Origin of the sequence: Mucilaginibacter sp. OK283, from assembly GCF_900110415.1 — a bacterium.
GTDB lineage: Bacteria > Bacteroidota > Bacteroidia > Sphingobacteriales > Sphingobacteriaceae > Mucilaginibacter.
Genome location: NZ_FODR01000009.1, coordinates 77,771 through 92,712, shown reverse-complemented (window position 1 = coordinate 92,712; position 14,942 = coordinate 77,771). Strand labels below are relative to the sequence as shown.

The window sequence follows — 14,942 nt, the reverse complement described above, 5'->3', positions numbered from 1 at the left end:
TAAAATCAACGCGTGGCCCAAATGACAGACATTTTGGTCTCGCTTTTTATGCAGTGTTGTACATAAAAGCATAGGGCGTGCGGATGTTACGGCCATAGGTTGATGTTTTCAATAATATATGGCGTTCTGCTTTATACCATCACGGTGTTATTTTCTGCCTTCCTGTAATCGGATGGCAACATGTTAAACTTTTCTTTAAATGACCGGGAGAAATAATGCGGCGTCGCAAAACCTGCTTCATACGCTATTTGAGTAACTGTCAGATCGCTCTTTAGAAGCAATATCGCGGCACGGTCAAGCTTATAGGAGCGGATAAATTCAACGGGCGGAAGACCGGTAAGCTCAAATATTTTTGTATAAAGTGCTCCCCGGCTCATTGCCAAATGTTCGCTAAGGTCCACAACGGAAAATTTCGGGTTGTTCAAGTTGTTATCTATGTAATTGATCACCTTGTTTAAAAACTTCTCCCTGCCCGATTCAACCGCTATATCGGGGTGAATGACCGTCAATTGCCTTTTATAGGTGTTTTTAAGCATGGTATTAAGCTGCAACAGATTTTTAATTTTGACATTTAATATTTCAAAATTAAAGGGTTTGGTCAGGTAATCATTTGCCCCCGATTCAAGCCCTCTTAACTGCTCGTCTTCGCGTGTGCAGGCGGTAAGCATTATAAACGGAATGTGGCTGGTACGTTTATCGGCTTTTATTTTCCTGCTCAGCGTAATACCATTCATAAATGGCATGGTTATATCGCTAATGATCAAATCAGGATGGCATGATAGCGCCTTATCCCAACCCTCTACGCCATTTGAAGCTTCAACAATTTTATATTGCGCCATTAAATGGTCTTTAATGTAAAAGCGGAACTCATCATTATCTTCCACAATAAGCAGTAACGGCATGTCGGCAATCGCCTGGGCAATATTCCTTTTTGTACGGGTCTCTTTTTCCTTAATATCTGTTTTACTAGGAAGTTGAACTTGAATTGACCGATTAGCAAAAACTTCAAGGGGGATCATCACGCTAAAATCTGAACCTCTTCCTAATTCGCTTTCAACAGTAATGGTGCCACCGTGCATTTCAACAAACTCTTTAGTAATTGACAAACCGATTCCACTTCCCGGATTTACGTTTGCGGTGTTAGTTTCCCCTGCCTGGTAAAACCGCTTAAATATCAGGTGTTTTCTGTCCGGGTTGATGCCGATACCGGTGTCACTTATTTTAAATTCCAAAGTAGTTTTATCTATGTGCGGCGTAGGATGCTGAATAACATCAACAGAAACCGTCCCACCGGGTGGTGTAAATTTAAATGCGTTGGAGAGCAGGTTAAATAAAATGCGTTCTACCTTATCGTGATCAAATCGAACGAACAATTTTTCGGCGGGTGCTTTAAAATTAAAGGTGATGCTTCGCGATTCTGACAGATCATGAAAGGAATCAACAACATCGCATACAAATGAAAATATTTCGCCTTCGGTGAGGTTAAGCTTTAATTCTTGTTCTTCTAACTTGCGGAAATCTAAAAGCTGGTTAACCAAATTTAACAGGCGCCGCGCATTGCGCCGTATCACGGCCAGTTGGCCTGTAGTTTGTTCATCCTTATGTTCTGCCAATAGCTTATCTGCAGGCGCCATGATAAGCGAGATTGGTGTGCGAAACTCGTGGCTCAGGTTAGTAAGAAATTTAATTTTGAGCGCATCAAGTTCATGCAATCGTTCTGCTTCTCTTCTTTCCTGTTCCAGCGCCAGTTTCCCTTTTAATTTCTTTATCCCCCTATGGCGGATGAACAGTAACGAGCCCAAAGCCATAAGGGCGTATAACAAATAGGCGTACCAGGTCATCCATATTGGCGGATGAATGATAATACGGATTTGGGCACCTGAGTTATTCCATATCCCATCGTTATTACAAGCCCGCACAATAAACAGGTATTCGCCAGGATCTAAATTGGTGTAATACGCCGTTGTAGCCGAACCTACATAATTCCAGTTTTTATTGAACGATTTAAGTATGTAGGCATACCTGCTCTGCTGGGGAAGCGTGTAATTAATGGCAGAATAACTGATTGAAAAGTTTTCTTTATAATCCAGGTCAATTTGCTTTGCTACCGAAATATCCTGTTTAAGCGGCGAGTGACTGCCGGATAACACAACGTTATTATTAATTTTAAGGGTGGTTAAAAATACCGGGGGAGTATTGTTGTTAAGTTTTACGTCCTGCTGCGGGTCAATATAATTAAAGCCTTTGGCCCCGCCAAAGAAAAGCAGGCCCCTGGTTGTCCGGAGGCCCGATCCGTCGATGAAGGCATCGTTTTGTAAGCCATTGTAGGTGGAATAATGAGTAAACTTTTTAGATACCGAGTTAAGCCTGCATATTCCTTTATCAGTACTTAACCATATGTTGCCGCTATAATCCTCCAATAGTTTATGTACAACGCCATCTGGCAATTCGTTTGGGGCGGAGTAATTGACAAATTTTTTATGGTCGAGATTAAAGCAAAATAGCCCATCTCCGGCAGTGCCAATCCACATATTGCCCTTGTGGTCCTGCAAAAACGAAAACGGACGATCAATAGCCATTCCGGTAATCTTATTATTATACACCCGGAACTTTTGAGTTGCGGGATTTAAGACTGCTATTCCGCTGCCATAGGTGCCAATCCAAATATTTCCGTCGCGGTCCTCTTCAATAGCTCTGATATAACCATTTACGGGTAACTTACGTTCGCCATTAGACGAGGGTGTTGACGTATATTTAAAAAAGGTTTTTGTACCAGTGTCAAATACATTAACGCCGCTGCCATTGGTCCCTATCCATACCCGGCCCTTACTATCTTCCTTTAAACAAAAAATTTCGTTGTGGTTTATGTGTGCATTATCATTTCCTGCATTTAACTGTTGGTACCCGCCTGTTTTTGTATTGTAAATGAACAACCCATCCTGAAACGTGCCTATCCAAAGTTGTTGATTGCGGTCAAGCATCATGGTTAATATAGGAAGCCCGGCCGAGTTGCTGCTTGTTTTTGATTTTATAGGAATATGACTAAACAATCCGCTCTTGACATGAAAAAGATTCAAGCCTCCGCCATCTGTGCCAACAAACAAGTCCCCGGCCTTATTCTCGGCAAATGACGAAACAAATGGCGCGCTTAACCCGGCAGGATCATAAGCATTGTTTTGTTTTGAATTAAATAAAGTAAGGTTTTTGTCATACTTATCCACACCACCCTGGTAAGTGCCAAGCCAGTAAATCCCATCAGGGTCCTTATAAATGCAACGGATTGATTTACTGCTTACGCTGTATTTATCCCTATCGTCATGATTGTAACGTTTTACCTTTCCGGTTATTGGGTCTAATATATCCAAACCACCTTCGGTACCTACCCAGATTTTATTGCCATCCGCAGCCATGCTGTATATAAGGCTGCCGCTAAGGGTACTATCATCATTAGGGCTGTATTTGAAACTTGTAAAGGTTTTTAAATCTGCTGATAGACTGCCTAAGCCATCGTCAGTTCCTATCCATAATTTATGCTGAAATTCGGCTATGGTATTTATCGCGTCACCCGGTATACTTGCGGGATCGTCTTTTTTATGCATAAAGGCAATGAAGCTGTTTGATCGTTCGTTATAAAGATAAAGGCCCTTACCTGTTCCTATCCACATCCGGCGCTGACTGTCCTGAAAGATGGATAATATAACACCCGAATTTAGCTGTCCGTGTTTTTGCTCATTGGTTTTGTAAAATACCTCTTTTTTTGTTTTAGGGTCAAGTACGCACAGGCCTCCTAACATACCAATCCAAAGCCGGCCGTGCGCATCACCGTAGATAGATTTGATGTAGCTGTTTGCGAGATGTCCGCGGGCAGAACTCTCCTTGTAATTTCGGAACTGATCTTGAGAACGGTCAAGGTAATATAGCCCGCCCCCCATGGTACCTACCCAAAACTGCCCCGTCTCATCCTCGTACATACTTGTAACTTCCCTGGAGCGAAAGCCCGATTTGTCTGCGGGGTCAAAGCGATACGGCTTATGTTCTAATCCGTCAAATCTGTCCAGCCCATCCGCTGTTGCAAACCACAAAAAACCATAACGATCCTTAATGATTGCATTAATCGTGTTTGACAGCAAACCATCGTGAGATGTAAGTACAGTAAATCGTAAAGACTGCCCCTGGCATTGATTAGTGATAAGGATTGATACTGTGAATACAATTAAGAATAATCGTTTAACCGCAGCTCGCTTAAGTAGTGATAGGGAGTTTAACATTCCGGTACTGTTTAAAAAATTTGTACAGCATCCCGCTTTATCCGCAGATGATGTACTAATAATTTCATTTTCAAAAATAGGAGGTTTATAACGGTGCAACTTCAAACAAGTGTTTGGTGAAAATCACACAACGTAAATATAAACTATAAATTAATAAAAAGCAATCGATTGCATAAATAAAAAAATAGCGATTTTAACCTGAATACCTGGTGCAATATTTACTTGCATATTTGAATTTGTAACGTAAAACATCCAGGTAAAGCCTCTTAATTTGTAGCAACTTGAGGGGGAGCCGTTTATTGCTGATAAACCTTCGGTATCACAATTTACTTTCCAATGCAGAAATGAAATGTTAGGCAGTCAAATGATTTAGAGTTTTGCTGTTGCCTTGCCCTGATTAAGGCACAGGTGTCGTAAAAGAGTACTTATTTCAACCAAAGTGTTGATTAATTCAACATTTGTGGCACATCAAGTTCTGTTTTCAAAATACTTTTGGTCGGGGTTGATTTAACAAATGTTGGTTTCACAACGTTGAATACTTAAACCGCCAGATAAACAACCAATCTGTAAACCAACACTTCAATTTAAAACGCCCGGGCACAATCTGAATTATCTAATATCATGCACCAATTAATCCGGCTTACGGGCCTTATCTTCATCTTCACGCATTCAGCTTTTTTGGTAAACGGCCAGGAAAAAATACCAGACTCGGCTGCGTTTTATCAAACAGTTAACACCTATGTGAACCCTGTATTACCTGGCGATCACCCGGACCCCACCTTACTTAAGGTAGGAGATGATTTTTATCACTGCGGCTCTTCCTTTCATTTTAACCCCTACCTGCCCATTTATCACTCAAAAGACCTTGTTCATTGGGAGGTAATAAGCAGGGTGTTGCCATCATCAAAGGCAGCCTGGGTTACCGATAGGCCTTCAGTGGGTATCTGGCAGGGAGCCATAACCTACTTTTACGGCTCCTACTGGATCTACTTTTCGGCCGGCGGGCAGTGGTTTTGTAAGGCAAGTTCGCCTAAAGGGCCATGGTCTGCTCCTGTACAGGTAAAGTCTAACCCCGAAACAGGTAACCTTGGTTATGACAACTCAATTTTTGTGGATGATGACGGAAAACCTTACATGGTCATAAAAAACGGTCAAAAAGTTAATCGTTTACAAGCCTTGGGCAGGGATGGCCAATTAACAGATCATGTGATAAATCTCGACTGGGTAAACGCCAGGTTACAATATAGCTGGGCAGAGGGCCCGGTAATGTGTAAACGCAATGGTTATTATTATTACTTTCCGGCTGGTGATGTTACCGGCGGACAATATGTTTTAAGAGGAAGAGCATTGACAGGCGATTCGACAAAATGGGAGAGGCTGGGTAACTTTTTTAAGCCGGTTACCGATGATAAGGCAGGTTTTCGTCGCCCTAACCACATTTCGGCTCCCGTTCAATTAGCCGATGGAACGTGGTGGACCATCGGGCAAAGCTATGAAAAGTACGACGGCGACGACTGGTCTGGTACCGGGCGCCAAACCGCTCTTTATCCCGTAACCTGGGAGGGCGACAGGCCATGGGGCATGGCGCCAACCACCTTGCCTATATCGAAACCGAACCTGCCACAGTCAGGTATTTCATGGACAAGTGTAAAAACAGACTATTTTGACGGCAGTGTACTGAGTCTTAACTGGCATTTCCTCACCAAAAAAGCTTCGGCGTCTTATTCACTTACCGCCCGGAGGGGATGGATAAGGCTTACACCCGATACTGCCCGTACTCACGTTGTTCAAAAAGAAACAGACCGCTATTATTCCGCTGTTACCAAGGTTGACCTGCGGGCAACCAATGACGCTACCAGGGCTGGTATTTATCTTACTAACGGAAACCAGGCAGTAGTGGTGAGGCTTTACAGTGGTTACAATAACGGAAGGAAAATTGTTTTTACAATGGATACGGCCAGTAGGAGCGTGCCGAACATCTTCGGAAACGTAGTTTGGCTGAAACTGGAAAGAAACGGCCACGAACTAACCGGATATTATAGCGGCGACGGAAAAACCTGGGTTTCTTTAGGCAGGCCAATTAACGCATTTAAACTTGATGAAACCCAGCCAAATTTTAATTCATGGGTAGGTACAAGTGTAGGGTTATTTGCCGAAGGAAAGCCGGCGGACTTTGACTGCTTTATTTGCAAAGACGGCGCCTCATCCTTACCGGCAGCAGGCTATAGTAATTACTATGGAATAGCAACTGTTAATAAAATGGTAACCAATACATCGGCGTACGGTGGATGGTTTATGATATCTGGTGTGGAACTTGGAAATCAGTCCCCATCTTCAGTACAGGTACTTGCTTCTTCAAATCGCAAAGGCTCGCTTCAAATATGGCTTGATGATCTTCAGAACGGTAAATTGATAGCCACAATACCGTTAAGCGCTACAGGCAGCGGTAGTTATAAAACATTCAGCAAACAACTTAAAAACGTTACCGGGCAACATGATGTTTTTGTGCGGTATCCTGCAGGCGTTCCGCAAAGCATCTTTATTAAAAGCATAAGGTTTCCCGGCAAGTAGGATAACTTTAGTTATTGACCATATGAAAATTAGTAAGACAAAATCTTTATTTAACTACGACTTAAGTATGAAAAAATTAGTGTTATTGTATGTAATGATTGCTTTGCTGCCTGCTTTGGCAAATAGCCAAAATCACAAAGCTTCAAAAAAAATGTCAAGTAAAGGGGCCTTTGCATCCGGCGTTTATCCCGATCTTTTTCATGAAGCGGGATACAGCAAGGATGATATCAACATTAAGGTAGCCAAGGCTTATCATGATGTGTTTGAAGGCTCCAACAAGGTTTATTTCGAGGTAGGCGATTCAATGGCCTACGTGTCTGATGTAAAAAACCACGATGCCAGGACAGAGGGCCTTTCATATGGTATGATGATCGCTGTGCAGCTTAATAAAAAAGATGTATTCGACCGTATATGGCGATGGTCAAAAAAATATCTTCAACACCAGGACGGACCAAGTGAAGGGTATTTTGCCTGGAGCATTAATCCGCAAACCATGAAGCATAACTCAGAGGGTTCTGCATCTGACGGAGAACTATACTATGTAACCGACCTGCTTTTTGCATCTAATAAGTGGGGAAACAGTACAGGCATTAATTATTATGCGGAGGCCAGGCGGATACTTGACGCCATGTGGAAAAAAGAAGGTGCCGCGAATGTTCATCCTTTAATAAACATGGCGGCTAAGCAAATTTCCTTTGTGCCCGAAGGCGCCGGATATGGATGGACAGATCCGTCCTATCATCTGCCTGCATTTTACGAGGTATGGGCGCTTTATGCAAAAGACGGTCATGAACAATTTTACCGGGATTGTGCAGATACAGCAAGAGCATTTTTACATAGGGCCTGTGACCCCGTTACAGCTCTTAATCCCGATAATACCGATTTTAATGGTAAGGCACTCGGTGGAAGGCGGATGCCATCGGCTTTTCGTTTCGACTCCTGGCGCGTACCGATGAATATCGCAATGGATTATGTGTGGTTTGGGAAAGACAAAAAGTGGCAACAGGATTATGCAAAACGCTTTCAAAACTTTTTACGATCAAAGGGGATCAATGATTTTGAGGATCAGTTTAACACAGATGGATCCACGCCTGCGTTTGTTCTTCCGGCAGGAGGAGTAAAGAAGTTAAGGCATTCTTTGGGATTGGTGGCCACCTCGGCCTCAGCCTCGCTCATGATAGCCGATAATACAAAATACGATTTTGTGAAGCCTCTTTGGAACGCTAAACTTGAACCTTATGCAGATGGATATTTCGATCCATATTATGATGGCTTGTTGTATTTATTCAGCCTGATGCATCTCAGCGGCAAATACCAGCTTATACAACCACAAACCAATTGATAAATTATGTACCTATCTTATTAATTAACAATGAACAAATCACAATATATAAAGCAATTGGTTGTTACGGCATACGCTGTTCTGCTATTTAGCATACCGGTTTTTTCACAAAATATAGTTCACCAGGCAAGGGCGGGCTTTGATGTGTTTCGTGCAGACATTCCGCATGGCAAAATTGATACCATTAATTATCAATCAAAAACCGTGGGCAATACCCGGCGTGCGCTTCTTTACACACCTCCCGGATATTCCAAAAGTAAAAAATACCCCGTGTTGTATCTTTTGCATGGCATAGGTGGCGATGAAAAAGAGTGGTATAACGGTGGTAGCCCCCAGGTTATATTGGATAATCTATATGCCGAAGGTAAAATTGTACCCATGATAGTAGTGTTACCGAACGGCAGGGCTTTAAAGGATGACCGCGCGACAGGAAATATCATGGCACCCGATAAGGTACAAGGTTTTGCCGTTTTTGAAAAAGATTTGTTGAACGATCTGATACCCTTTATTGATAGTAAATACCGTGTATTTACTGATAAGGATCACAGGGCAGTGGCAGGCTTATCGATGGGAGGCGGGCAATCATTAAATTTCGGTTTGGGAAACCTTGACGTATTTTCATGGGTAGGTGGTTTTTCCTCGGCCCCCAATACTAAAAAGCCAGAAGAACTGGTACCTAACCCCGGCGAGGCAAAGAGTAAGCTAAAATTGCTTTGGATATCATGTGGATCAAGCGACGGGCTAATTGCATTTAGCAAACGTACCCATGATTACCTGGCAGAGAAAGGCGTGCCGCATGTCTATTATATCGAGCCGGGTGTCCATAACTTTAAGGTTTGGAAAAATGGCTTGTATATGTTTTCACAAATGCTTTTTAAGCCGGTAGATGTCTCAACGTTTCCACAATATACTTATAATGAAGCAGGTATATCGGCGCCCACTAATATACCGGGGGTACAGTACCCGCAGATATTTCCAGACAATACAGTTTTTTTTCGTGTAAAGGCCCCAAAGGCGCAAAGTGTGCAAATTGACTTATTGAAAAAGTATCCCATGACCAAAGACACCGGCGGGTATTGGACAGTAACTACCGATCCGATTGTATTGGGGTTTCACTATTATTCCCTGATAATTGACGACGTTGCCGTGGCCGATCCATCAAGTCAAACATTTTACGGTATGGGAAAAATGGCAAGCGGGATTGATATTCCTGATCCGGAGGGTGATTTTTATACCACTAAAGAGGTGCCTCATGGCGAGGTGCGTTCGGTAAACTACTACTCAAATATAACAAAGGCATGGCGGCGGGCAAATGTGTATACACCTCCTGGTTATGATACGCAAACCGGCAAAAGATTTCCGGTGCTTTACTTACAACATGGCTCGGGCGAAGACGAAACCGGCTGGCCCACCCAAGGTAAAATGAACTTTATATTGGATAACCTCATAGCCGGGAAACAGGCAACGCCGATGATAGTTGTTATGGATAGGGGTTATGCTACTGACCCAACCCAACCGGTTACTACTAACGCCCGTGGAATGAGTATGGCAGGTAATGTTTTTCCGGATGTGCTTGTAAAGGAAATTATCCCGATGGTTGACGTAAAATTCAGGACACTTGCCGACCGCGATCACCGGGCTATGGCAGGGCTTTCCATGGGAGGGTTTCAAACTTTGCAGACCACCATGACCAACCTCGATAAGTTTGCCTTCGTGGGAGGTTTTAGCGGTGCCGCCTTCATGCAGCCAGGTACCGATATAACCAAAATGTATAACGGTGTATTTGCTGATGCCAATGCTTTTAACAAAAAGCTTAACGTGCTTTATTTAAGTGTTGGAACTACCGAGCCGGAAAGAATGCAAACCACGGTAAAGGGTTTTCACGAAGCACTTGAAAAGGCCGGCATTAAACATGTGTTTTACGAATCGCCGGGCACGGCGCATGAGTGGCAATCCTGGAGGCGTTCCTTAAACCAGTTTGCAAGCCTGATATTCAAGAATTGAAATTATTTATGAAAATGAAGCTTAGATTGATAGCTGCAACATGCCTTACGTTGTTGAGCCTTAAAAGTTTTTCACAAGACAAGAATTTTTACATATTTATTTGCTTCGGCCAATCAAATATGGAAGGTAATGCAAGAGTTGAGGCCGAAGACACTACCGCTGTTAATAGCAGGTTTCAGGTGTTGCAGGCTGTTGATTGCGGAGACAGAGGCAGGATAAAAGATAATTGGTATACAGCTGTACCGCCACTGGCGCGGTGCACAACAGGCTTAACCCCGGCAGATTATTTCGGCCGGACGTTGGTGGCGAATCTTCCTGAAAAGATACGGATTGGCATTATAAATGTTTCTGTCGCCGGTGCCAAAATCGAGGTTTTTGAAAAGGACACCTATCAATCATACCTTGCAACCGCCCCCGGCTGGATGAAAGGCATAGCGGCCGAATATGGCGGTAATCCATATGCCAGGTTAATAGAACTGGCCATATTAGCTCAAAAATCAGGTATAATTAAAGGTGTTTTGTTACACCAGGGAGAATCAAACCCAAATGATACGCTATGGACAAAAAAAGTAAAAGGGATTTATGATAATTTAATTAGGGATTTAAAGCTGAAACCTAAAAAAGTGCCTTTACTTGCAGGTGAGTTGGTCAACGCCGACCAGGGGGGAGCCTGCGCCGCGATGAATAAAATTATCGCAACCCTGCCACAAACAGTTGCCAACTCATACGTTATTTCATCAGCGGGTTGCGCTAGTTCACCCGATCACCTGCATTTTAATGCAGCAGGGTGCAGGTTGTTAGGCAAACGATATGGCGAGGCTATGCTTTCATTATTAGGTTATAAATTGTCAGATACTACCATTCATTAACCGTCATCTGTTTAGGATAAACAATGCTGAGCGAAGTATAAACAGTTAACACTATCAATTAAAACCACTAATAACCAATGAACTTTTCTGCTGTTAATAAAAAAGCTAACCGGGTCTTCCTGCTCCCGGCAATTGCCATTATTGTTTTGTCGCTCGTTCAATGTACACCAAAACACCAGGTGGCTTCATCATTCAAGGCAGGTACTACCGCCGATGATCCGAATAAGGGTTTAAAAGATTATTATAAAAGCTATTTCCCAATTGGTGTAGCCGTTAACACGGCAGCCTTGAATGGACCCGATTCTGCATTAATTGTCAAAGAATTTAACAGCGTAACGGCCGAGAACGATATGAAGATGGGCCCTATACACCCCTCAGAAAATGTTTATAATTGGAAAAATGCCGACGATATTGTTGATTTTGCCACGAGTCATCATATAAAAATACGGGGGCATAACTTATGCTGGCATAACCAGGAGGCAGCGTGGATGTTTAAAGGGGTTGATGGAAAGCCTGTTACCAAAGAGTTGCTGTTAAAACGCCTGAAGGATCATATTTTTGCCGTTGCGGGAAGATACAAGGGTAAAATTTACGCCTGGGATGTGGTTAACGAAGCCGTTGATGACAGCAATGATACAATGCAAATATACCGCAAAAGCAACTGGTACAACATATGCAATGGTCCCGATTTTATAGAGGCGGCCTTCAGGTATGCGCATGAAGCCGATCCACAGGCGAAGCTTTACTATAATGATTATAATAGCGAGCACCCTGTAAAAAGGGAGAAGATATATAAATTATTAAAAAAATTGGTTGATAACCACGTGCCGATTGATGGGGTGGGCATGCAGGCGCATTGGAAGTTAAATGAGCCATCGCCCGACGAATTACGTAAAGCCCTCGATGAAGTAACCTCCTTAGGTTTAAAAGTACAATTTACCGAATTGGATATTACTATACGTTTGCCACAACCAAACCCTGCGCCGGGGGCTACAACGCCGCCCGTACCTGACCCTGGTTATACACCAGGATTGGAAGCCAAACAAATAGCGCAATACAAAATGGCTTTCGATATTTTCCGGCAGTATAAAAAGTTTATAACAAACGTTACATTCTGGAATGTATCTGACCGGTACAGCTGGCTTGACCAGAGAGGCGGAGGACTAATGGGCGGAGCCGCCGCAGGCGGCAACACGCCACGCATTGTTAAAAAAGCCTATCCCTTATTGTTTGATGAAAACCGGCAACGCAAAAAAGCCTACTGGTCTGTAGTGGGTTTTTAAACCGAGGCAGCTTTTGCCTCATTGCAGGATACCCTGTGGAATTAGCAAAGCGATGTGGGGCGCAAACGCAAACCTTGCAGGCAGTTTAAACAGGTGTTATAGGAATATTAACAAACGTTGTGTTTGATAGTATCATCGCTTTTTATATTTGTTAACTGTTGCTTAACAAGGGTTATCAGATATCAATTAGTTTTTTTCTATTCGTTTTACGAGTGAATTTGTTTATCTGGTCACCTTTTAGGGTTAGGGGCAGAAATCCGTGTCGTTTTTTTAACCAATTATCATGCTATCACGATTTGCCAAAATAACCATGCTTTTTGCTGCGGCTACTTGTAGTTTACTACTATCATGTAAGCCGCACGCCCCAATAAAAATGGCCGACTTACTGCAGCAGCTCAAAAAGCGAAACTATAATCCTCAAAATGTTTTTAGTTCCGACGCCCGCCTTGCCGCCTGCGATTCGGCGTTAAAGGCCGATTCGCCAAACTATGATGTGCAGCTTTTATCGAAAAAAGCATTGTTTGAGTTACAGGAGGGACATGAGCAACAAGCTGTTGATATATATTCGAAAATTGCCAAGCTGCCACGTTACATGAATCCCGTAAACACATTGCCCGATCAGGCGGTTGCTTTTATGCGTTTGGGCGAACGTGCAAATTGTATGCTTGGCCATAACGGGGCATCGTGCATATTTCCTATTAAAGGAGCCGGAATCCATCAGGCGCAAACAGGATCGCAGCAAGCAATTGAAACATTACAGAGTATTTTGAAAAGTAATTCTCAGGATGCCCAGTCCCGGTGGCTGTTAAATATCGCTTATATGACATTAGGTCGTTATCCAGACCAGGTACCCGCCCAGTATTTGATCCCTAATTTAAATGCTGACGACGGGCCGTACAAGGTGAAGCCATTTACTGATGTAGCCGCAAATGTGGGCATTAACCTGAATAGCAGGGCGGGTGGCTCCATAGCCGATGATTTTGACGGTGACAGTTACATAGACATTATAACATCAGGAATGGATCTGCAAGATCATATGCATTATTTTCACAACGATGGCGATGGTACTTTTAGCGACCGTACCGCTCAAAGTGGCTTACAGGATGAAGTTGGCGGCCTTAATATCCAACAAACAGATTACAACAATGATGGCCGCCCGGATATTTTTATCATGCGCGGCGGCTGGCTTCGGGACGGCTTTGGCAATCAGCCGGGGTCATTGCTTAAAAACAATGGCAACGGTAAGTTTACCGATGTTACTATTGCAGCCGGCCTGCAGTTTATGCATCCTACACAAACTGCCGTATGGGCCGATTTTAATAACGATGGCTGGCTTGATGTTTTTATCGGGATGGAAAGCCATGGCGGAACCGACCCTAACAATAACCATCCATCGGCACTTTATATGAATAATCATGATGGCACTTTTAAAGAAATGGCGCAAAAGGCCCATTGCCAGATAAACGATTTTGTGAAAGGGGTAACATCGGCCGATTACAATAACGACGGCTGGCCCGACATTTTTGTATCTACCATGAGTGGAAGAAAATATTTGCTGAAAAATAAATGTAAAGGAGGGAACAACGTAGGTTTTGATGATGTTACCGAAAAGGCCGGCATCAATATCAAACAAAATACATTTACCACCTGGTTTTATGATTACAACAATGATGGCTGGCCCGATATTTTGTTGAGTAGTTACAATTTTAGCACAACCCTGGGATATTACGCAGCATTGGAGGCGTTGGGTACCCCAGTGGCAGATAATGGCAATATTTTTCTTTTTAAAAACAACCGCGATGGTACTTTTACCAATGTAACCCACGATGTTGGGCTGAACAAGGCAGTTTTTAGCATGGGAGGCAATTTTGGCGATATTGATAATGACGGCTATCCCGATATTTATTTTGGAACCGGCAACCCCGATTTTGGATCACTGATACCTAACAAGCTTTTCAGAAATATCGGGGGCAAAAAATTTGCGGATGTAACCAGCTCATCGCGCACCGGCAATTTGCAAAAAGGGCATGGCGTATCATTTGCCGATTTTAGGAATAACGGGTTGCAGGATATTTTCATTGAAATGGGCGGCGCTTATATAGGCGATGCCTACAAAAGCGCATTATACCTTAATCCGGGCCAAAATAATAATAGTTGGGTGGGTTTAAAATTGGTGGGAACACAATCAAATAAGTCGGCTATTGGCTCGAGGATAAAGGTAACCTTTACAGAAAATGGCGTACAGCGAAGTGTGTTCAAGGATGTAAATTCCGGCGGCAGCTTCGGTTCATCTCCGCTAAGGCAGGAGATAGGAATAGGACAGGCCAAAATGATTGATGACATCGAGATACGCTGGGCAGGCAGCGGTACTGTGCAGCATTTTTACGATCTAAAGCCCAATCAGTTCGTGGAAATAACAGAGGATGGAAAGTTAACCCCACTTAATTTGAAGCCACTTAAATTTAATACAGGCGAGCCCGCGATGCAAATGCAAATGGCTGGCATGTAAAGGCGAAGGTGTTTTTAAGTAGATGATATACGCCTGCCTGAAAATAAAAAGGACAACCCTGACCTTCATACAGCATATTGTGTACGATGAGTTGGG

At 43.1% G+C, this 14,942-nt stretch carries 7 protein-coding genes; 6 read left to right on the top strand and 1 reads right to left on the bottom strand.

The features are described from left to right. Window positions 1-131: 131 nt before the first annotated feature. The gene (locus BMX56_RS19895; protein ID WP_143065488.1) at window positions 132-4,268 is read right to left on the bottom strand and encodes a hybrid sensor histidine kinase/response regulator transcription factor; all 4,137 of its coding nucleotides are present in this window, start codon (window positions 4,266-4,268) and stop codon (window positions 132-134) included. Between the two features lie 621 nt (window positions 4,269-4,889). Between BMX56_RS19895 and BMX56_RS19890 the strand changes: the two genes are divergently transcribed. The 6 genes from BMX56_RS19890 (at window position 4,890) to BMX56_RS19865 (ending at window position 14,846) form a co-directional block, all read left to right on the top strand. Next, complete coding sequence (locus BMX56_RS19890) at window positions 4,890-6,839, top strand: family 43 glycosylhydrolase (protein ID WP_090651433.1); 1,950 nt, start codon at window positions 4,890-4,892, stop codon at window positions 6,837-6,839. A gap of 67 nt (window positions 6,840-6,906) precedes the next feature. Next, window positions 6,907-8,181: a glycosyl hydrolase family 8 gene (locus tag BMX56_RS19885; protein WP_090651432.1), complete on the top strand. Its 1,275-nt coding sequence runs from the start codon at window positions 6,907-6,909 to the stop codon at window positions 8,179-8,181. Window positions 8,182-8,211: 30 nt separating this feature from the next. Beyond that, window positions 8,212-10,185 (top strand): alpha/beta hydrolase-fold protein, encoded by a 1,974-nt coding sequence (locus tag BMX56_RS19880; protein ID WP_090651431.1) that lies wholly within the window; start codon window positions 8,212-8,214, stop codon window positions 10,183-10,185. Window positions 10,186-10,199: 14 nt separating this feature from the next. Next, on the top strand, window positions 10,200-11,054 hold the full coding sequence (locus tag BMX56_RS19875; protein WP_090651633.1) for a sialate O-acetylesterase: 855 nt from the start codon (window positions 10,200-10,202) through the stop codon (window positions 11,052-11,054). 77 nt (window positions 11,055-11,131) lie between these two features. Continuing rightward, window positions 11,132-12,337, top strand: coding sequence for an endo-1,4-beta-xylanase (locus BMX56_RS19870; RefSeq protein ID WP_090651430.1), 1,206 nt, complete (start codon window positions 11,132-11,134; stop codon window positions 12,335-12,337). 283 nt (window positions 12,338-12,620) lie between these two features. Next, window positions 12,621-14,846, top strand: a complete 2,226-nt coding sequence (locus BMX56_RS19865; RefSeq protein ID WP_090651429.1) for a CRTAC1 family protein — start codon at window positions 12,621-12,623, stop codon at window positions 14,844-14,846. Window positions 14,847-14,942 lie beyond the last annotated feature (96 nt).

Coding starts and splice junctions, on each gene's coding strand:
- BMX56_RS19895 (WP_143065488.1), bottom strand. CDS start 4,268: ATGTTAAACTCCCTATCACTACTTAAGCGAGCTGCGGTTAAACGATTA.
- BMX56_RS19890 (WP_090651433.1), top strand. CDS start 4,890: ATGCACCAATTAATCCGGCTTACGGGCCTTATCTTCATCTTCACGCAT.
- BMX56_RS19885 (WP_090651432.1), top strand. CDS start 6,907: ATGAAAAAATTAGTGTTATTGTATGTAATGATTGCTTTGCTGCCTGCT.
- BMX56_RS19880 (WP_090651431.1), top strand. CDS start 8,212: ATGAACAAATCACAATATATAAAGCAATTGGTTGTTACGGCATACGCT.
- BMX56_RS19875 (WP_090651633.1), top strand. CDS start 10,200: ATGAAGCTTAGATTGATAGCTGCAACATGCCTTACGTTGTTGAGCCTT.
- BMX56_RS19870 (WP_090651430.1), top strand. CDS start 11,132: ATGAACTTTTCTGCTGTTAATAAAAAAGCTAACCGGGTCTTCCTGCTC.
- BMX56_RS19865 (WP_090651429.1), top strand. CDS start 12,621: ATGCTATCACGATTTGCCAAAATAACCATGCTTTTTGCTGCGGCTACT.